17 protein-coding genes and 1 tRNA gene are annotated in these 20,672 nt (G+C 41.8%); 16 read left to right on the top strand and 2 right to left on the bottom strand.

The window, feature by feature from the left end; all coding sequences use genetic code 11:
• Positions 1-78 precede the first annotated feature (78 nt).
• Positions 79-597 carry a DUF4190 domain-containing protein gene (locus KGY70_00400; GenBank protein MBS3773622.1) on the top strand — a complete coding sequence of 173 codons (519 nt, stop codon included), beginning with the start codon at positions 79-81 and terminating at the stop codon, positions 595-597.
• Positions 598-643: 46 nt separating this feature from the next.
• Entirely contained in the window at positions 644-1,045 is a 402-nt protein-coding gene (locus tag KGY70_00395) for a hypothetical protein (GenBank protein ID MBS3773621.1), read from the top strand.
• Between the two features lie 7 nt (positions 1,046-1,052).
• Here KGY70_00395 and purQ read toward each other — a convergent pair whose 3' ends face one another.
• The gene (purQ, locus tag KGY70_00390) at positions 1,053-1,748 is read right to left on the bottom strand and encodes a phosphoribosylformylglycinamidine synthase subunit PurQ (GenBank protein ID MBS3773620.1); all 696 of its coding nucleotides are present in this window, start codon (positions 1,746-1,748) and stop codon (positions 1,053-1,055) included.
• A gap of 269 nt (positions 1,749-2,017) precedes the next feature.
• On the opposite strand from purQ, the gene KGY70_00385 reads away from it, so the two are divergent.
• From KGY70_00385 to KGY70_00350, 8 genes are all read left to right on the top strand, one after another.
• Positions 2,018-3,061, top strand: a complete 1,044-nt coding sequence (locus tag KGY70_00385; protein ID MBS3773619.1) for an endonuclease/exonuclease/phosphatase family protein — start codon at positions 2,018-2,020, stop codon at positions 3,059-3,061.
• An 85-nt stretch (positions 3,062-3,146) separates the two neighbouring features.
• The gene (locus KGY70_00380; protein ID MBS3773618.1) at positions 3,147-5,030 is read left to right on the top strand and encodes a methylmalonyl-CoA mutase small subunit; all 1,884 of its coding nucleotides are present in this window, start codon (positions 3,147-3,149) and stop codon (positions 5,028-5,030) included.
• An 18-nt stretch (positions 5,031-5,048) separates the two neighbouring features.
• Positions 5,049-7,205, top strand: a complete 2,157-nt coding sequence (scpA, locus tag KGY70_00375) for a methylmalonyl-CoA mutase (protein ID MBS3773617.1) — start codon at positions 5,049-5,051, stop codon at positions 7,203-7,205.
• Positions 7,206-7,393: 188 nt separating this feature from the next.
• Positions 7,394-7,873: an NAD(P)H-dependent oxidoreductase subunit E gene (locus KGY70_00370; GenBank protein MBS3773616.1), complete on the top strand. Its 480-nt coding sequence runs from the start codon at positions 7,394-7,396 to the stop codon at positions 7,871-7,873.
• Positions 7,870-9,117 (top strand): SLBB domain-containing protein, encoded by a 1,248-nt coding sequence (locus tag KGY70_00365; GenBank protein MBS3773615.1) that lies wholly within the window; start codon positions 7,870-7,872, stop codon positions 9,115-9,117. The genes KGY70_00370 and KGY70_00365 overlap by 4 nt, the downstream gene beginning before the upstream one ends.
• 11 nt (positions 9,118-9,128) lie before the next feature.
• Positions 9,129-11,852: a formate dehydrogenase subunit alpha gene (gene fdhF, locus KGY70_00360; protein MBS3773614.1), complete on the top strand. Its 2,724-nt coding sequence runs from the start codon at positions 9,129-9,131 to the stop codon at positions 11,850-11,852.
• Between the two features lie 213 nt (positions 11,853-12,065).
• The gene (locus tag KGY70_00355) at positions 12,066-12,977 is read left to right on the top strand and encodes an extracellular solute-binding protein (GenBank protein ID MBS3773613.1); all 912 of its coding nucleotides are present in this window, start codon (positions 12,066-12,068) and stop codon (positions 12,975-12,977) included.
• A gap of 80 nt (positions 12,978-13,057) precedes the next feature.
• A complete protein-coding gene (locus KGY70_00350) occupies positions 13,058-13,858 on the top strand; it encodes a DUF1080 domain-containing protein (protein MBS3773612.1) in 801 nt (266 codons plus the stop codon).
• A gap of 111 nt (positions 13,859-13,969) precedes the next feature.
• On the opposite strand, the gene KGY70_00345 is transcribed toward KGY70_00350, so the two are convergent.
• Positions 13,970-14,830: a sigma-70 family RNA polymerase sigma factor gene (locus KGY70_00345; GenBank protein ID MBS3773611.1), complete on the bottom strand. Its 861-nt coding sequence runs from the start codon at positions 14,828-14,830 to the stop codon at positions 13,970-13,972.
• A 259-nt stretch (positions 14,831-15,089) separates the two neighbouring features.
• Here KGY70_00345 and dprA point away from each other — a divergent pair, with 259 nt between their 5' ends.
• From dprA to KGY70_00315, 6 genes are all read left to right on the top strand, one after another.
• Positions 15,090-16,211 carry a DNA-processing protein DprA gene (dprA, locus tag KGY70_00340; protein MBS3773610.1) on the top strand — a complete coding sequence of 374 codons (1,122 nt, stop codon included), beginning with the start codon at positions 15,090-15,092 and terminating at the stop codon, positions 16,209-16,211.
• A 177-nt stretch (positions 16,212-16,388) separates the two neighbouring features.
• Positions 16,389-17,726, top strand: coding sequence for an NADP-specific glutamate dehydrogenase (gene gdhA / locus KGY70_00335; GenBank protein MBS3773609.1), 1,338 nt, complete (start codon positions 16,389-16,391; stop codon positions 17,724-17,726).
• Between the two features lie 100 nt (positions 17,727-17,826).
• Positions 17,827-18,594 (top strand): TatD family hydrolase, encoded by a 768-nt coding sequence (locus KGY70_00330; GenBank protein ID MBS3773608.1) that lies wholly within the window; start codon positions 17,827-17,829, stop codon positions 18,592-18,594.
• Positions 18,594-19,631: an asparaginase gene (locus KGY70_00325; GenBank protein ID MBS3773607.1), complete on the top strand. Its 1,038-nt coding sequence runs from the start codon at positions 18,594-18,596 to the stop codon at positions 19,629-19,631. The genes KGY70_00330 and KGY70_00325 overlap by 1 nt, the downstream gene beginning before the upstream one ends.
• Before the next feature lie 59 nt (positions 19,632-19,690).
• Positions 19,691-19,778 (top strand) — tRNA-Ser (locus KGY70_00320).
• Between the two features lie 71 nt (positions 19,779-19,849).
• Positions 19,850-20,668 (top strand): MotA/TolQ/ExbB proton channel family protein, encoded by an 819-nt coding sequence (locus tag KGY70_00315; GenBank protein MBS3773606.1) that lies wholly within the window; start codon positions 19,850-19,852, stop codon positions 20,666-20,668.
• Positions 20,669-20,672 lie beyond the last annotated feature (4 nt).

Genomic DNA, 20,672 nt, shown 5'->3' with positions numbered 1-20,672 from the left:
AAAATTGATTGATTCATTCGCCTGAACAATATTTTTTTTATTTTTGACGGGTAAGGTACTAAAAATCAGGAGGGCATTATGGTTGAACAACAAAAAACAAACACGGGTCAAGGGCTGGGAATTGCAGGCTTGGTTCTTGGTATTATCTCTATTCCCCTTGCCGTTATGGGGTGTACTTTTATAATTGCTTTGCTTTTCGGTGCAGTAGGTATTGTATTAAGTGCCATTGGTTTGTCACAGGCAAAGCAGGAAAATGGTTCCAAAGGGGTACCTACCGCCGGCTTGGTTGTTTCTATAGTTGGTTCGGTAATTGCAATTTTATGGTTCTTGTTTTTGGGTGCATTCATCAGGGATGCAGTGGATCAAAAAGGGAAATGGTTTGACAAACTGGAGCATCTGGAGGAGATTTCCAGAGACATGGAAGAAGGTGTTGAAAATGAGGTAGACGAAAAAGATATGGAAGAATTGGAAAAAAAGATGGAAGAGCTGGAAGGAGAGATTAATGAGGAAGAAGGAAATGCTTCTAACTCCGGTCAGGAGGATGAGGAGGTAAAAAAGGCTGAGGAAGAACTTGAAAAACTCAGGAAAGAAAGGTAAAAGGCAAAAATATCCCGTTTGCCTGCTTTAGATGCCAAAAGAAAGAATGAAAAGGCCTGATTTTAGTGATTCATATCAGATTATCAATGTAATATTTGCTGCTGTTATTCTGATGATCTTCCTCTATTCGGGCCTTTTTCGTGCGGAAGAAAATTATCCAATCCCTTCCCAATACAGGATCATAACCGGTGAAGAGACCCCAAGCACCGGGCTCTCAAGAGCCTTTTCCGAGATGGTCAGGTTGAATTTTCAAAAAGCAAAAGCCTACAATGAGAGCAGCCCGGAGGTATTTGGGTTTTTCTTTTTGCAACTGCTGTTGAGGATCGTCTTATTTTTCCTTTACAATCGTACAGAGAATAAAAAACTTATGATCCGTTTTGATGCAGCAGGATCGGCTATACTATTCCTGCTATGTTTCAGGGATTTCATTTTCCCGATGTATTCATGAAGCGAATTTACCGGGGCAGCAGATTGTTGATAACCGACCGGAAAATGGCCTTTCCCTGGGTATTGCCCAACATATCATCTCCTGCTCTTTCCGGATGGGGCATCATGCCAAACACATTCTTATTTTTATTGCAGATACCTGCAATATTTTCAAGTGAACCATTGGGATTGGCTTCAGTGGTGATCTCACCGTAACGATTACAGTACCTGAAGATAATCTGCCCCTTCATCCTCATATCCTGAAGTGTATCTTTTGGGGCATAATACTTTCCTTCACCGTGCGCCACCGGTATTTTCAGGGGCTCCTGTTTATTCAGGTCTTTGGTCAATATATTGTCGTTGTTGTCGGGCAGTACGTAAATGTTTTTACACACAAACTTTTGATTGTCATTGTGCAGCAAAGCCCCGGGAAGCAGGCCGGCCTCACACAAAACCTGAAAGCCGTTGCAGATGCCAAAAACAAAGCCGCCTCTGTTGGCAAATTCAGTTATACTATCCATAATGGGCGAAAAACGTGCTATTGCACCCGAACGAAGGTAGTCCCCGTATGAAAATCCTCCCGGAAGCACAATCGCATCAACATCCTTTAGATCTCTGTCTTTATGCCATAACTCAATAACTTCCTGTTGCATGATCTCTCCAAGAGCATAAAAGGTATCGTGATCGCAATTTGAGCCGGGAAAGACAACAACACCTAATTTCATTAGTATAACAGTTTATTAAAAGTTTGAATTTCAAATTGATTTACATGCCAAATTCATGTATTTTGCTTGTATCACCATGGAACCCGCATCTTACTCATGTTCTTGTTGTGAAGGTTCCTGGATGCTGGTTTCATAAGAATAAATTTAAATATCAAAAAAACCGAAAAACGTAGGGTCAAATATAGAGAAATTAATATTAAGCACAAACTGGGAAGGCTTTCTTTTAAAAAATAACCTTAAATTTGTTGAAAACGAAAATCAGAATTGTTATGGGTGCACTTAAAATTATTTTCTACATGCTCGGAGGGATAATCTTTTTATTCCTGGTTTTTCTCCTGTATTTTACTATAACCGAATATAGGCCTGATGAAAAAATAGTAATCCAAAACAACCCGGATGCATCTGTTATAAAAAAAGATACCTTTCAGGTCGTAATTTGGAATATAGGATATTGCGGACTGGGGTCAGATATGAGCTTTTTTTATGATGGAGGGGATCAGGTCAGAACTTCCCGTGAAAATACAATAAAAAACCTGCAGGGGATTAAAGGAGTATTGGATACAAACCGCAGTTCTGATTTTATTCTATTACAGGAAGTAGATACTTCCTCGAAAAGAAGCCATTACATCAATCAGTTCAATAACCTTACCAACCATATGGAAGAATTTTACGGATATTTTGCCGGGAATTACCAGGTTCAGTTTGTTCCTGTACCTGTAAAATCTCCGTTGGGAAAGGTGAAAAGCGGACTGGCCACTTTTACTCGTTTTTTCCCCGGGCAGGTTACGCGGTATAGTTTTCCCGGAAATTATCCCTGGCCCAGGCGGCTGTTTATGCTTGACCGATGCTTCATTGTTTCAAGATACAAACTACCGGATGATGCCGAATTGCTTGTTGTCAACACCCACAATTCGGCTTATGACAACGGTAAGTTAAAAAAGCAGGAAATGAGTTATTTGAGGGAATTTCTTCTGGAAGAATACAGCAATGGCAATTACATCATTGTTGGGGGTGACTGGAATCAGTATCCTCCCGGAATTGATTCATTGCCGGAAATAAGCAATCGATATGCCACGGATCAGGCTCCTGTTATTGAAGATGATTTCATGACTTCCGGATGGAAATGGATGTTTGATTCCGGGGCGCCTACCAATCGCGCCCTGGATAAACCTTTTAATGAGGATTCTGAAATCAGGATCATTGATTTCTATCTGGTTTCTCCCAATATAAAGCCTTTGCATGTGGAAACCACTGATTTGAAATTCGAGTATTCAGACCATCAGCCCGTTTCATTGAGTTTTAAAATAGAATGAATATTATGCTATAAATCATATTTTTAAGGTTCAATGGAATCGGTAATTAATATATTTTTGGACTGTAAATCTAACATACTTTTTTATGGTGAAATTGCAGGATAAACTGAGGTTTAGAGATGATTTTCCCCCGGTTTCCACAGAAGAATGGGAAGAAAAGATACAGGAGGATCTCAAAGGAGCAGACTACAATAAAAAATTGATATGGCGGCCCCTTGGAGGTTTTGCTGTGCGTCCCTATTATAGGGCAGAGGATTTAAAGGAAATAAGGCACCTTGATATTCGTCCTGCAGAATTTCCCTGGGTCAGAGGAAAAACCGACCGGGACAACAGTTGGTTTGTGCGCCAGGATGTGGATGCCAGATCGAATCTGGAAAAGGCCAATAAGGAGGCGCTTAATGTGCTAAATTGTGGCGTCGATTCCATCGGTTTTTTACTTGATGGGGAAACCAAGTTTAACCGGCAACAGTTTGAGGAGTTGCTGGATAATATATGTATCCAGGTTATTGAATTGAATTTTCGGGCAGGCCATGCTTCGCAGCATGTGTTGGATTTGCTTCGGGAGAAAATAGAAGAAGAATCCATAGAGAAGGATGAGATAAAAGGCAGTGTTGATTATAATCCACTTGGGTGTTTGAATAAATATGGGAATTTTTGTGAGACAGCCGGGCAGGAGTTTCCTGAAATACAGGAGCTCGTTGAAAAAGGGGATGATATACCTGGTTTTTCTGTGCTTGCGGTAGATGCCGCCTGGATTCATAATGCCGGAGCTAACATTGTGCAGGAACTGGCATTTGCTTTGGCTATGGGAAACGAATATCTGGCATATCTTACCGATCAGGGGGTAAGTGTAGAGGTTGCTGCCAGGAATATACATTTTAAATTTGGTGTTGGACCTTCTTATTTCCTTGAAATAGCCAAATTCAGAGCTGCACGGATGCTTTGGGCAAAGGTTGTGGAAGCATATGGTCCCTCCGAGGTCAATTCAACCCAAATGAAGATCCATGCAGAAACTTCCTTCTGGAATCAAACCGTGTACGATCCTTATGTCAATATGATCCGGGATACCACAGAGGCGATGTCGGCTTCGCTGGGAGGTGCTGATTCCATTTCAGTAACTCCCTATGACAGTCCTTTTGAGGAACCTACAGATTTTGCCAGAAGGATAGCCCGCAATACCCAGATTATACTTAAAGAAGAGGCACATTTTGACAGAGTAGTTGATCCTGCAGGAGGTGCATACTATATTGAAGAACTGACCCAATCCATTGCAGAACACTCCTGGAAGCTTTTTCAGGAAATTGAAAATGAAGGAGGCTATATTGAAGCTTTCAGGAAACGCATCATTCAGGAAAAGATAGGGGAAACTGCCAACAAAAGGAATATGAATATTGCCATGCGAAAGGAAGTGCTGGTGGGTATCAATCTTTATCCCAATTCTCAGGAAGTACTGGATGGAAAATATGATGAATCCTTTATGTGGCTCGAATCTCATAAAAAGGATCATGCTGTAGCGGAGCCCATAAAACCTTACCGGGGAGCAGAAGAAATGGAGGAACTGCGCTTGAAAACCGATAAGATGAAGGGGCGCAGACCCAAAGTATTCATGCTGACGATTGGCGATAAAAAGATGAGAAGGGCCCGGGCTCAGTTCTCTGCGGACTTTTTTGCCGCTGGAGGGTTTGAAATTCTGGATCACATTGGTTTTCAGTCCGTAGATGAAGGGGTGCAGGCAGCTCTGGAGAAGAAACCTGAAATTGTGGTAGTTTGTTCTTCGGATCAGGAGTATCCTGAAGTAGCCCCGGCAATATATGATCGGTTAAAATATACTTCCATCATTGTGGTTGCGGGTTATCCCAAAGACAGCATTGAAATGCTCCGGCAAAAAGGACTACGGCATTTTATCCACATTAAATCCAATCTTGTTGAATCTTTAAAGACATTTCAGCAGTTACTGGGTATTAAATAACAAGACAATCAATAAATTATGCGACCAAATTTCAACAATATACAGCCCGAATTTATTAAGAAAGCCGGTGAACGGAAAAAGGCTGAATATAGCTCAGTTGCGGAAACCCCGGAAAAAATTTCCCTCAAACCTGTGTATACCCGTGAAGATATCGAAAATCTAGAGCATCTGGAATATGCCGCAGGCATCCCTCCTTATCTTAGGGGGCCTTATTCCACTATGTATGCCATGCGCAAGTGGACCATCCGGCAGTATGCGGGATTTTCGACCGCCGAGGAATCCAATGCCTTTTACAGGAGAAATCTGGCCGCAGGCCAAAAAGGTTTATCCATAGCATTTGATTTGGCAACCCACAGAGGCTATGATTCCGATCATCCCCGGGTTGCCGGTGATGTGGGCAAAGCCGGTGTGGCTGTTGATTCTATACTGGATATGAAGGTGCTTTTCGATCAGATCCCTCTTGATCAGATGACAGTTTCCATGACCATGAACGGAGCTGTTTTACCGGTAATGGCTTTTTATATTGTTGCAGGGCTCGAACAGGGAGTTTCCCTTGAGAAGCTCAGCGGAACCATTCAGAATGATATATTGAAGGAATTTATGGTTCGCAATACCTATATTTATCCCCCTGATTTTTCCATGCGTATTATCGCCGATATATTTGAATATACCTCGGTAAATATGCCCAGGTTCAATTCCATCTCGGTAAGTGGATATCATATGCAGGAAGCCGGTGCCACCGCAGACATTGAACTGGCATATACTTTGGCTGATGGACTTGAATACCTGAGAGCCGGTCTGGATGCTGGCTTGGATATTGATTCCTTTGCCCCGAGATTTTCTTTTTTCTGGGGTATTGGTATGAATCATTTTACGGAAATAGCCAAGATGAGAGCAGCCAGAATGCTTTGGGCTAAAATTGTAAAGCAGTTTGATCCCCAAAACCCCAAATCCATGGCTCTTAGAACCCATTCCCAAACTTCGGGCTGGAGTTTGACCCAACAAGACCCTTACAACAATGTAGCCCGAACCTGCCTTGAAGCCATGGGTGCTGCACTAGGCCATACACAGTCATTGCACACCAACGCTTTGGATGAAGCCGTTTCCCTTCCAACAGATTTTTCGGCAAGAATTGCCAGAAATACACAGATTTTTCTTCAGGAAGAAACCAACATAACAAAATCGCTTGATCCATGGGGTGGGTCTTATTATGTTGAAAAGCTCACCGATCAGATTGCCAGGCGGGCATGGGAACATATCAGGGAGATTGAAGATCTCGGGGGCATGGCCAAAGCTATAGAAACCGGTGTACCTAAAATGCGTATTGAGGAAGCCGCTGCGAAGAAACAAGCCCGGCTCGACACGGGTAAGGAAGTACGCGTAGGTGTTAATAAGTACAAACCGGATAAAGAAGAACCCATTGAGGTGCTTAATGTGGATAATACAGCGGTACGCAACGCCCAGCTTAAACGTTTGGAAAAACTTAAGAAAGCGCGTGATGAAGAAGAAGTACAAGAGGCCCTGAACAGGATCACTGAATGTGCCCGTACGGGTGAAGGCAATTTGTTGGAATTATCGGTTGAGGCAGCCAAAAAACGGGCTACACTGGGTGAAATTTCCTATGCCTGTGAAAAAGTGGTGGGACGTTATACGGCTGTAACCCGAAGCGTATCAGGTGTGTATTTATCCGAATCAAAGGATGATGTTACCTATCAGAAAGCGCGGGAGCTGGTTAAGCAATTCGCCCGTGAAGAAGGCCGTCAACCCCGGATAATGATAGCCAAAATGGGGCAGGATGGTCATGACCGCGGTGCTAAAGTGGTATCAACAGGCTATGCCGACCTGGGCTTCGACGTAGATATCGGTCCGCTATTTCAGACACCGGCCGAAGCCGCCCGGCAGGCAGTTGAGAATGATGTGCACATATTGGGTATCTCCAGCCTTGCCGGAGGTCATAAAACCCTTGTACCGCAGGTTATGGAAGAACTTCGTAACCTTGACCGGGAGGATATCATGGTGATTGTCGGTGGAGTAATTCCTTCCCAGGATTATCAATTTCTGTATGATGCCGGAGTTATGGGCATTTTTGGTCCCGGAACGCCGATTCCCGATACAGCCATAAAAATTTTAAATATTCTTTTGGAAAATGAAGAAGGCGTGGCAGATTCTTCTTAGCCTTTGATTTATAATTTCAAAAAGATTGAAAAAGCCATTTGTCGGAGTAGATATAAATTTTATTTATCCGCCTCATCCTGTAACCTGGAAGCGCTGCCAACGTTATCTGGAATGGGTATAAATAATTAAATGCTATTGACTCATATCCCATTATCCATTATTTTTATACATTACTTAAATTATTTGATATGGATATAAAGGATACGCTTCAAAAATACCCGCCAACCCGGGATAATCTTCTGCTTATTTTGCATGAGATACAACGGGAGAACCCGGGTAACAACATCACCCATTCGGATATCAGGCAGGTGGCAAAATATTTGAATACTACCACTGCCTCGGTGTATGGCGTAGTAAGGTACTATTCCATTTTTAGTATGAATCCCAGAGGAAAATACATCATTCGTTTTTGTAAATCACCGGTCTGTATGATGGTTGGTGCTTTTAATCTTTTGAATGTTCTTGAAAAGGAGTTGACTATCCGTGTTGGGGAAACCACGAGCGATATGTTATTTACCCTGGAACCCTCTGAATGTCTTGGGCACTGCGATAAAGCTCCGGTAATGATGTTGAATGATACAGTTTACTATAATCTGGATGAAGCCAGGTTGAAGAACATTATCAATTATTTACGTGAAAAAGAACACAAAAAACAAACTAAGTCGTGATACAGGAAACAAGAATAGCACTAAAAAATGCCGGAAGGATTAATCCATCAAGTATTGAAGATTATATGAATTCCGGCGGATTCAAGGCTTTTAAGATGGCCTTGTCAATGGATCCAAGGAATGTAATAAAGGAAATGAAAAACTCCGGTTTAAGAGGACGGGGTGGTGGAGGTTTTCCCAGCGGCAAGAAATTAGAGTTCACTGACCAGGCCCGGTGTCATAAATGTGGTCCCAAATTCATTGTTTGCAACGCAGATGAGGGAGAGCCCGGCACCTATAAGGACAGGATTATCATGGAACAGGATCCTTATATCATGCTTGAAGGAATGCTGATTTCCGCTTACTCCATCTGGGCTGAAAAAGGATATATTTATATCAGGAGAGAGTATACGGAATCCATCCAAAAGTTGGAACAGGCTATTAAAAACTGTTATGACCAGGGATATCTTGGCGAAAATATTCAGGGTAGCGGCTTTTCATTGGACATTGAACTTAAAATCGGAGCCGGTTCTTATTTGTGTGGTGAAGAACTCACCCTTCTGGAATCTCTTGAAGGAAAAAGGGGATATCCGCGCATTAAACCTCCCTTCCCGGCTAATGTCGGAGTTTTTGGTCAACCCACGCTCATCAATAATGTGGAAACTTTTTCCAATATACCTTATATTATAACAGAGGGATCAGAAGCTTATAAGAAAATGGGAACTGAGAGGTCTCCGGGAACCAAGATTTTTACCATAAGCGGAGATATTGAAAATCCCGGCACTTATGAAGTCGAAATGGGAGTTACCTTGAAACAACTCATATATGAATTGGCAGGAGGAATGAAGAATGGAAAGCCATTTAAAGCGGCTATATTAGGAGGAGCGGCAGGCACTTTTGTAAATGAAGAAGCGTTTGATATTCCCATGGGATTTGATACCCTGAAGGAAATAGGAGCTATTCTTGGTTCCGGAGCCATTATGGTGATGGATGAAACGCGATCCCTCTATGATATGATGCATTCCATCCTGGAGTTTTTTGAGCACGAATCCTGCGGCAAATGTGTGCCTTGCAGAGTAGGTACAAGAATGTTGGTGATGATGCTGAAAGATGTCAAAGAGAAGAAGAATGGCAACCGGGCTGAGATGCTTGAAAAAATGAAAGAGGAAGCTGAATATATGCAGAAGACTTCCCTTTGTCCCCTTGGAGGCTCGCCCATATTACCCATCGGAAGTGCAGTACAATATTTTAAGGATGAATTTTAAAGTTTTGATTTATGAGTAAAAGAGTTAACCTTACTATAGAAGGCAAGCAAATACAAGCCCCTGAAGGAGCAAACCTTCTACAGGTTGCATTGGACAACGGCATCCAGATTCCTTTTCTTTGTTATCATAAAAAGCTTTCACCAACCGGTGCCTGCCGGATGTGCGTTGTAAAAATCGAAGGGCAGAAAGGGCTCACTATGTCCTGTACAGTAAAAGCCGAAGAAGGGATGTTGGTGACGGCCTTTGATGATGAACTTGAATCTGCCCGGAAACGTACCCTGGAATACTTGCTGGCCGAACATAATGATCATCATGATGGTACTTATTATGATGAGTTCTGGTTTTGGGTACAGTATTATAACCTGGACCGAAAGTACCAGAGAAGCTATCCCAATATTTATAAACACATGCATTATCCCGTGGATGATACTTCTCCTGTTTTGTCGTATGACGGGACCAAATGCATTAAATGTTTCCGGTGTATAAAGGCCTGCGATGAAGTGCAGGGAAAAAATGTACTTTCTTTCAGTCAGCGGGGAATTGCTTCTTATATCGTGGCAGGCATCGATAAATGGAGTGAGTCGGAATGTGACGGCTGCGGGGAATGCGTGCAGCTTTGTCCAACCGGTGCCCTGGTTGATAAACCCCATCGGGATGAAATCAATCTCAACCGGATTGACAAGAGGGTTCGCACTACCTGTCCCTATTGCGGCGTAGGATGTCAGATTATGCTATACGTACAGGATGGTAAAATCGTTCGCTCCGACGGCGTGGAAGACGTGGCACCTAATGATGGCAGACTTTGTGTAAAGGGACGTTATGGATACGATTATGTCCAAAGTGAAGATCGGTTAACCACACCATTGATCAAAAAAAACGGTGAATTTGTAGAATCTTCCTGGGAGGAAGCACTGGATCTGATAGCTAAAAAATTCAGTGAGATAAAGGAGAAATATGGCAGCGAAGCTCTGGGTGGGTATGGATCAGCCAAATGTACCAATGAAGACAATTACATTTTCCAGAAATTTATCCGTATTGTTTTCGGCAACAATAACCTTGATTATTGCACCCGGCTGTGTCATGCATCCACTGTAACCGCCATGTTGAAATCTTTGGGTAGCGGCGCGGGTAGCAATTCTATTGAGGATTTTGCCAATACTGATTGTCTTTTCGTGACGGGTAACAATATGGTGGAGACTCATCCGGTTACAGCTACTTTTGCGAAAAATGGAAAATACAAAGGCAACAAGATCATTGTTTGTGACCCCAAATGGACCACTATGGTCAAATATGCAGATATATGGCTGCAACCCCGCCTGGGTACCGACGTTGCCCTTCTTAATGGTATGATACATATTATTATTAAAGAAAATCTTATTGATAAGGAGTTTATCAAAAAAAGAGTTGATGGTGGTATGAAGGCCTATAAGAAACTGCGGGATGTGGTTGATAAGTATACTCCTGAAGAAACTGAAAGGATCACCGGTGTTCCCAGGGAAAAATTTACTGAAGCAGCACGTATTTATGCCAAAAGCTCAACTGCAATGATAGCTACCGGAATGGGGCTGAGCCAGCAGCAGGTGGGTACCCATATGGTCTTTTCCCTTATAAACATGATGTTGATTACCGGGCAGATTGGGAAAGAAAGGGCCGGTATCGATCCCCCGAGGGGACAGAACAATGTCCAGGGAGTAACAGATATCGGTGTTTCACCGATTAATTACCCGGGATATATACCTGTTGGCAATGAGGAAAACCGCAGAAAACTTGCCGGATTATGGGATGTGCCCTTTGAAAGCCTGCCTTCGGAGCCGGGCCTCACCACGGTTCAACTTGTGAATGCAGCTCATGAGGGACAGATAAAAGGAATGTATATTATGGGAGAAAATCCCATGATGACCGATCCGGATCTGAATCATACCGAAGAATCCCTTAAAAATCTTGATTTTCTTGTAGTACAGGATATATTTCACACGGAAACTACCCCTTATGCAGATGTTATTTTGCCCGCTTCCTCCTATGCAGAAAAAAACGGTACATTTGTCAATAGCGACCGCAGGGTGTTGAGGGTGCGTAAAGCATTGGAAATGCCCGGTCAGGCTGAGGAGGACTGGAAGATCATCGTGAACATTGCTGAACGGATGGGATACAATATAGGGCAATACAACAACGCCAAAGAAATTTTTGAGGAAATAAGAGAAGCCACGCCTATTATGGCTGGTGTGACCTATTGGCGTATTGTGCAGGACGGACTTCAATGGCCTTGCCCCACAATAGATCATCCGGGAACCAAAACCTTGTTTTTGGAAAAATTCAGTACTTCCCATGGATTAGGCATACTTAACCCTGTAGAATATGAACAACAGTCAGAAACCCCATCCAGGGATTTCCCCTACGTTTTGAATACCGGCAGAATCCTTTATCAATATCATACCTCCACCATGTCGCGGAGAAATAAAGCCCTGAATGATTTTGCCAATGAAACATTTGTGCTCATGAACCCCGCAGATGTTAAGAAAAACGGATTTCGTGATGGCGATCAGGTTAAACTGTCCAATAAAAGGGGTGAACTGGAAACTATGATCAGAGAGAGTGAAAGCGTGGCGGAAGGTGAATTGTTTATGCCTTTTCACTTCAGGGAATCCTTGGTTAATAAATTAACCCGGGGAGATCTGGATCCACACTCCAGGATACCTCCCTATAAATTTTCGGTGTGTAAAGTAGAGAAAATCTAAAGACTGAAAAATTACAGGGTTTTTTATGGCATTCAACCATTCTCCGTCGTGGATGACCAAAAAAGAGCATTTAAGCTTCTTGAAAAAGGGATGGGGGTATATTGGAATTCAATTAACAGGCTGAGGAAAATTTGTAAAATGTTTTTGAATGGCAACCGTATCAGAGGAATTCCAATATTCGCATTTCTGTTATTTCTTCTTGCAGGATGTGTTGTGGATGACGGAAATCAGACGGGAGGTGAGCTATCCGGAGATTTGATCATTTTCCATGCCGGTAGCTTATCTGTGCCCTTTAAAGAGGCAGCGGATTCTTTTGAGCAACTCCATCCCAGCGTGAATATACAACGGGAAGTTTCCGGAAGCGTAGAATGTGCCCGTAAAATAAGTGATCTCGGCCGGGATTGTGACATCATGGCTTCCGCCGATTATAAGGTTATAAATAAATTCCTGATCCCTGAGCACACAGAGTGGCTTATTAAATTTGCCGCCAATGAAATGGCTCTCGTATATCATCAGGAATCCAAATACCATGACAAGATTAACCGGTTTAACTGGCATGAAATTTTACAAAAGGAGGAGGTACTTTATGGACGGAGCGACCTCGATTCGGATCCGTGTGGTTACAGAACCGTATTAAGCTTGCGGCTTTCAGAAAAATATTACAATCAGCCGGGTATGGCCAATCGTATTCTTTCAAAAAACCAGCGCTATATACGCCCGAAAGAGACGGATCTTCTGGCATTGCTTGAAACAAATACCCTTGATTATATTTTTTTATACCGGTCCCTTGCTGAACAGCACGGATTAAATTATTTAACCCTTACGGATTCCATCAATCTTGGAAATCCGGAATTAAAAGAATGGTACAATACTGTATCGGTGGATATAGCCGGTAAAAGACCCGGGAAAAAGCTGACCATTCATGGTGAACCGATGGTCTACGGGGTAAGCATGCTGAAGAAAGCACCCAATCCCGATGTTGCCAGGAAATTTCTTCACTTCCTTCTTTCCCGGCATCAGGGTTTGCAGCTCCTGGAAAAGCACGGCCAGTCCGTATTGGTCCCTGCTTCTACAAAATATTACGAAAATGTACCTGAAAATTTTCGCCAATATGTTAAAAGGTAATATTGGTAATTGTAAAATTAAAATGTTATTTTCGAATCCGGTAATTTTGTAAATCCATAAATCCATAAATTAATAATGTTATGAAATTTTTAGCCATCATTTTAACAACCGTCGTTCTGTTTCTGGGATCTGCCTGTCAGCAGCAAACAGAGTGGGAACCTGTATTTAACGGAGAGAACCTTGAAAACTGGGAAACTTACTTGGGAACCCCCATAGATGGGTATGAAGATCTTGCTGAAAAAGCTACTCCTGAACAAGTATTTTCAGTGACTCAAGTGGAAGGAGAAAATGTGATAAGGATCTCCGGAGAAGTAAATGGTTCCCTTGCTACCAGAGAAAAATTTGAAAATTACCATCTTCACATGGAATTCAAATGGGGAGAGAATGTATACGGCAATCGGAACAGTGGTTTGCTTTACCATAGTTACGGCCCCTTTGGCGCTGGCCTTGATACCTGGATGAATTCGCACGAAATGCAGCTTATGACAGGTAATATAGGTGATTCCTACAGAATGGGGGAGACTTATTGTGAAATTCCGGTCAGAGAAACCGGAGACGGCAATTACCAGTATGATCCGGAGGGTGAAAGGCAGGCATTCGGCAAAGATGGAGTAAGCAAAATTGCCGCTAAAAGCAGTGATTATGAAAATCCCATTGGTGAATGGAATGAGATCGACCTCTATTGCTATGGACGGCAGTCTGTTCACGTCGTTAATGGCGAAACCGTGATGGTCAATTACAATTCCGGAAGCTACGAAAATGGGGAGGTAAACCCGCTTACTTCCGGTCAGATTCAAATCCAGTCAGAAGGTGGGGAATTGTTCATCAGAAAGATAGAGGTAAGGGATATTGAAGAAATCCCCGGTGAAGTACTACCTTAATACACTTTGGAGCTATTTGCAGGGTATTCATTGACTTCAAACCACCAACCAAAAAAAAGAGGCGATTACAAAAACATTTGTAATCGCCTCTTTTTAAACTGGATAAGTTTTTTATCCGAGATATTTTTTGAGCAGCTTATTTTTTGAGGAGTGCCGCAATCTTCTGATGCCTTTTTCCTTAATCTGCCTAACTCTTTCTCTGGTCAGATTAAGTTTTTGCCCGATTTCTTCAAGGGACATTTCCTGGACGCCCAACCCGAAGAAATACTTGATCACGGCTTTTTCCTTTTCGGGAAGCACGCTCAACGTTCTTTCTATTTCCCTGCTAAGGGATTCATTCATCAGTGTACCGTCTGCTTCGGGTGCATCAGAGTTTTCCATTACATCCAGAAGACTGCCGTCCTCATCGTCATCAAAGGGGGCATCCATGGATAAGGATTTACCCGAAAGCTGTAAGGTTTTTTCCACTTTTTCCTTCGGCAGATCCACCATCTCTGCAAGCTCTTCATAAGTGGGAGTCCTGTCATTTTCCTGCTCCAACTTTGCATAAGCTTTATGTAATTTGTTGATGGATCCTACTTTGTTCAGAGGTAATCTGACCACTCTGGATTGCTCGGCAATTGCCTGAAGTATGGATTGTCTGATCCACCAAACGGCATATGAGATAAACTTAAAACCTTTGGTTTCGTCAAATCTTTCTGCAGCTTTTATAAGGCCAAGATTCCCCTCATTAATTAAATCCGGTAAACTCAATCCCTGAAATTGATATTGTTTTGCTACAGAGATTACAAATCGCAAATTCGCTCTGGTCAGCTTTTCCAATGCAGTTTTGTCTCCTTTTTTTATCCGCTGCGCTAATTCTACTTCTTCATCTGGTGTTAAAAGCTCCTCTTTCCCAACCTCTTGCAAGTACTTTTCTAATGATGAACTGTCCCTGTTGGTAATCGATTTGGTAATTTTTAATTGTCTCATCTTGGCTTTTGATTTTTATTAATTCCCAACTAATTAATTTCTTATGGTTAACGGAAAATAATGGCACAAATTTTACAAAGTAATAAAAATTTTTAATAAATTTCCAATCATTTTTATAATGCATTAATAATATCTAAAAATGAATAGATGAAATCCGGTGTTGTAAGGAAATTCATTTTATTTACGGCGGTTTTACGCCAAATGGTATGAAAAGGTTTTGTTTTGTATAACATACGATTTCTTTTTTCATAATCGACCTATGAAAAATTATAACGAGGAACTGTTCTATCGAATTGCCTTGAGTTTAATCCCTAAAGTGGGACCCATGCTGGCCAAACGGTTAATTGCCTACACTGGCAGCCCAAAAGCACTGTTTGAAGAACCTAAGAGCAAATTGTTAAAAATTCCTAATATTGGTGAAAATCTTGTCCGGAATATAAAAGAGAAAGGTATTTTTGAAAAGGTGGAAAGAGAAATGGCTTTTATTGAGCATTACCAGATCGATGTATATTTTTATCTGGACAAAAATTATCCGCAAAGACTGAAAAACTGTGAGGATGCACCTATAATTCTTTATTCTAAGGGGAACGTCAACTTTGAAGACTTCAGGATATTGAGTGTAGTAGGTACAAGGAGGGCAACCGACCGGGGCATTGAGGCCTGTCGGAAGCTCATTGCCGATTTGTCGGAGAATGGTAAGGATCTTGTTATTGTTAGTGGTTTGGCTTATGGTATTGATGTATGCGCTCATAAAGCTGCCCTGGGTAATGGTCTGAAAACGATCTCCGTCCTTGGACATGGTTTGGATATCATCTATCCCTCTGTTCATCGTACAGTAGCCGAAAAAATCATAAAACAGGGAGCGCTCCTTACTGAATTTTCAAGCCATACCAAATTTATCAAGAGCAATTTTGTAAGCCGCAACAGAATTATTGCCGGATTGGCTGATGCTACAGTGGTGATTGAATCGGGTGAACGTGGTGGAGCCCTTATTACTGCTGATCTGGCAAATTCCTATAACCGTGATGTCTTTGCCTTTCCGGGAAGAATAAATGACCCGCGTTCTAAAGGATGCAATCAACTGATTAAAACCAATAAAGCAGCCCTTATTGAAGGTGCAGCCGATTTGGAATATGTGATGGGATGGGAGATAAATAAGTATAAGGAAAAGATTGTTCAAAGGGAGATTTTTAAGGAACTTGGGCCCGCTGAGAAAAATATAGTAACTTTGCTAAGAGAAAATGGAGAGCTATCCATTAATGAGCTCAGTTCACGTTTGAATATGCCCATTAGCAAAGTATCTCCCATGCTCTTGGATCTGGAATTTGAAGGCATTACCAGATGCCTTCCGGGTAATCGTTATAAATTGCTGACAATTTAACGTTAACATTTTATTATTAAACTGAATCCTTTCTTGATTTGTTAAAGTTGCACGAAAATAGTTATGAGTAGATTATTAACTCCTTTAAATTTTTTTTAAAATTGGGCGATATTTTTAACCCCGATACTTAAGCTAAGAATTACATATAGTCAATTTAAAATTAAAATCAGATATCTTATGGAACAAAGTCTAGAAGAGTTCATGGGGAGAATTGCTGCAAAAAACCCCGGGGAGGAAGAATTCCACCAGGCTGTGCAGGAGGTTGCAGAATCGTTGATGCCATTCATTGAAGAGAACCCCAAGTATAAGCATGCCAAAATTCTGGAAAGAATTGCCGAACCTGAACGTGCTGTGATTTTTAGAGTACCATGGCAGGATGATAAGGGTGAAATCCAGATCAATAAAGGATACCGTATAGAGATGAACAGTGCTATCGGTCCCTATAAAGGAGGATTAAGGTTTCATCCTACGGTAAATATAAGCATTTTGAAATTCCTGGCCTTTGAGCAGGTATTTAAGAATAGCTTGACTACTTTGCCTATGGGGGGAGGTAAAGGTGGTTCTGATTTTAACCCCAAAGGTAAATCGGATAATGAAGTAATGAGATTTTGTCAAAGCTTCATGACGGAGCTTTATCGGCACATTGGCCCGCATACGGATGTTCCCGCCGGCGATATCGGTGTAGGAGGCAGGGAGATCGGCTTTCTTTTTGGTCAATATAAGCGTTTAAAGAATGAATTTACCGGTGTTTTAACCGGGAAAGGCATTCCCTTCGGAGGAAGCTTAATTCGACCGGAGGCTACAGGGTATGGAGCCACCTATTTTGCCCAGGAGATGCTAAAGACTCGTGGCGAGGAGATAAAGAATAAAGAAGTGGCCGTATCCGGGTCAGGTAATGTAGCCCAATATGCTACTGAAAAGATTAATGAGCTGGGGGGTAAAGTCATTACCCTTTCCGATTCCGGCGGCCTTATATACGATCCGGATGGCATTGATGATGAAAAGCTGCATTATGTTATGGAACTTAAGAACATCAAGCGTGGCAGAATCCAGGAATATGCCGAAAAATACGGAGTTGAATATTATGAAGGGAAAAAACCCTGGGAGGTCAGTTGTGATATAGCCCTTCCCTGTGCCACTCAGAATGAGATCGAGAAGGAAGACGCTGAAAAACTGGTCGAAACTGGTTGTATATGTGTTTCAGAAGGCGCCAATATGCCTTGTACTCCAGAGGCCATCGAAGTATTTCTGAATAAACAAATACTTTTTGGACCTGGGAAAGCTGCTAACGCAGGAGGTGTTGCAGTTTCCGGCCTGGAAATGACCCAGAATTCCATGCGGCTTCCCTGGTCACGTGATGACGTAGATCAAAGGTTGAAAGAGATTATGACCAATATTCATAACACATGTCAGAAATATGGAAAGGAAGGAGATTACATTAATTATGTAAAAGGTGCCAATATCGGTGGTTTTGTTAAGGTTGCCGAAGCCATGCTGGCGCAGGGAGCCGTTTGATAATATTATCAGACCGTCATTGAAAAGAGGGGTTCTTGCCCCTCTTTTTTATTTGAATAATTTTTCTCAAGTTTGCGGTGCATAAATTATTGGGTAAATTATGGATTTAATTGATACACACGCTCATATATATCTTGATGAATTTGACAATGCGGTTCAGGATGTAGTTCAGCGCTCCAAAGAGGCAGGTGTTGGGCGGGTATATCTTCCCAATATTGATTCCGGGACCATCGAAGATATGATTCAATTGGAGGCGCTTTATCCAGGATTTTTTTATCCCATGATTGGTTTGCATCCTACCTCGGTTAAAAAAGATTATGAAAAAGAACTTGAGATACTGAAAAATTGGCTTCATGAGCGTTCTTTTGCTGCTATTGGAGAAACCGGAATTGATCTTTACTGGGACAAGACCCATCAAAAAGAGCAGGAAAAGGCTTTTGAAATACAGATAAGATGGGCAAAAGAACAAGGTATGCCTATTGTGATCCATTCGAGAGATTCTTTTCGGGAAATTTTTGATGTGGTAGACAGACTAAATGATGAGCAACTTTATGGAATTTTTCATAGTTTCGCAGGAACAGTTGAGGATGCACAACATATCATTGGTTTGGGATTTAAAATAGGAATTAACGGAATTGTGACCTTTAAAAATTCTTCATTGGATGAAGTGGTTGCGGAGATAGACATGGATCATCTGGTACTGGAAACTGATGCTCCTTTTCTGGCACCTGTTCCCCACAGAGGAAAAAGAAATGAAAGTACATATATAAAATATATTGCCAAGAAGATAGCAGAAGTAAAAAATATAAGTTTGGAAGAAGTGGCAGAGATCACAACAAGAAATGCTTTAAAGGTATTCAGAAGTTGATGGAGAGACAGGGGGATATTTCGATTCTTATTATTTATACAGGGGGAACCATTGGGATGATAAGAGATCCTGAAACGCAAAGGTTATATCCTTTCGATTTTTCTCATATTGAAGAACAGGTACCTGATATAAAAAGCTTTGGATATAAAGTAGATAGTATTACTTTTTCTCCGGTTATTGATTCATCGGATATTACACCAGAGTTTTGGGTAAGGCTGGTAGATATAATTGCCCGGCAGTATGAAAATTATGATGGATTCGTGATTTTACATGGTACGGATACCATGGCATATACTGCATCTGCATTGAGCTTTATGCTTGAGAATCTTCAAAAACCAGTTATTCTCACTGGTTCGCAACTACCCATCGGTACCTTACGGACCGATGGCAAGGAAAATCTCATTACGGCAGTTGAAATCGCTGCAGCCCATAAAAATGGCCGGATGCTGGTGCCAGAGGTTGCCTTGTATTTTGAGAATCGCTTATTCCGGGGCAATCGTATCACCAAAATCAGTTCAGAACATTTTAATGCCTTTTCATCACCGAATTACCCGAATCTTGCTGAGATTGGGATCAATATAAAATACAATTACGAGGCCATTCGTTATCCTACAAGTTCTTTAAAGCTGAAAGTGCATAGAAATCTGGAAACCAATATAGCTATTTTAAAGGTTCATCCGGGTATTAATGAAAATGTTGTAAGTGCGTTGGCACATAACACGGAAATCCGGGCCATTATTCTGGAAACTTATGGTTCAGGAAATGCCCTTACAAAAGATTGGTTCATAAATTTGCTTCGCGAGGCAATCGATGCGGATAAAATTTTGCTGAATATTACGCAGTGTTTGGTAGGTACGGTGGATATGAACCATTATGAAACCGGACGAAAACTTAAGGAAATAGGGGTTTTGAATGGGTATGATTTGACCACGGAAGCGGGTTTAACAAAGCTGATGTTTCTTCTTGGCTTGGGTATTAATAGAGAGAAGATTAGAATGCTTTTAAATAAGTCAATTAGGGGAGAAATTAATCCATAAATATTTTGTGAATTATATTTTTTTGTAATTTGTGCCGCAAAATTAGAGGGGCTTATCCCGGAGAAATGGCCGAGTGGTCGAAGGCGCACGCCTGGAAAGCGTGTTGGCGCCACAAGCGCCACGAGGGTTCGAATCCCTCTTTCTCCGCCGATTTTGCAAATAAAATTTTTTTTATTAATTTTAACATTCAATTCATTAATCAAAACAGAAGACAAACCATGAAAAGATTATTAGGAACTATCGCAGTAATCGGATTATTTATCTTGGGAACTTCAGCATTTGCAGTTGCTCAAGAAGAAGGACAACAGGACACAGCTGTTCAAGACACAGCTATGGCAGCCGACACAGCTGCTGCTGACACTGCTGCAGCAGCTGCGGGAGAAGAAGAAGCACAACAAGAACCTAGTTCATTACACAAACAGGTAAAACAGAAGTTTATTGATGGAGGACCCGCTTTTATGGGTGTGGTTCTATTGGCTTTGATCTTTGGTCTGGCCGTGGCCATTGAAAGGATCATTTATCTGAATCTTTCAACCACCAATACCACTAAGCTACTGAAGAAGGTTGAAAATGCCCTTGAACAAGGTGGTATTGAAGATGCAAAAGAGGTATGCCGTAACACCCGCGGGCCTGTTGCTTCCATTTTCTATCAGGGACTGGACCGGGCCGATGAAGGTGTTGAGGTGGCTGAAAAGTCAGTCGTATCTTACGGCAGTGTACAAGCAGGTTTATTGGAGCAGGGTTTAACCTGGATTTCCCTCTTCATTGCCATTGCTCCAATGCTGGGATTCCTTGGTACCGTTATCGGTATGATTGAAGCATTTGACAACATTGAAGCTGCCGGAACCGTTTCCCCGTCCGTTGTTGCAGGCGGTATTAGTGTTGCCCTGATTACTACAGCGTCAGGTCTTATCGTTGCTGTAATTCTTCAGTTATTCTATAATTATATTGTATCGAAGATTGACAGTATCGTGAATGATATGGAAGATGCTTCTATATCACTGGTAGACCTTATTTATAAATATGGTAAAAAATAATAAA

The sequence above is a fragment of the Bacteroidales bacterium genome (genome assembly GCA_018334875.1).
GTDB lineage: Bacteria > Bacteroidota > Bacteroidia > Bacteroidales > UBA12077 > JAGXLC01.
The sequence above is the reverse complement of the archived record's forward strand: the minus strand, read 5'-3'. Positions and strand labels throughout refer to the sequence as shown.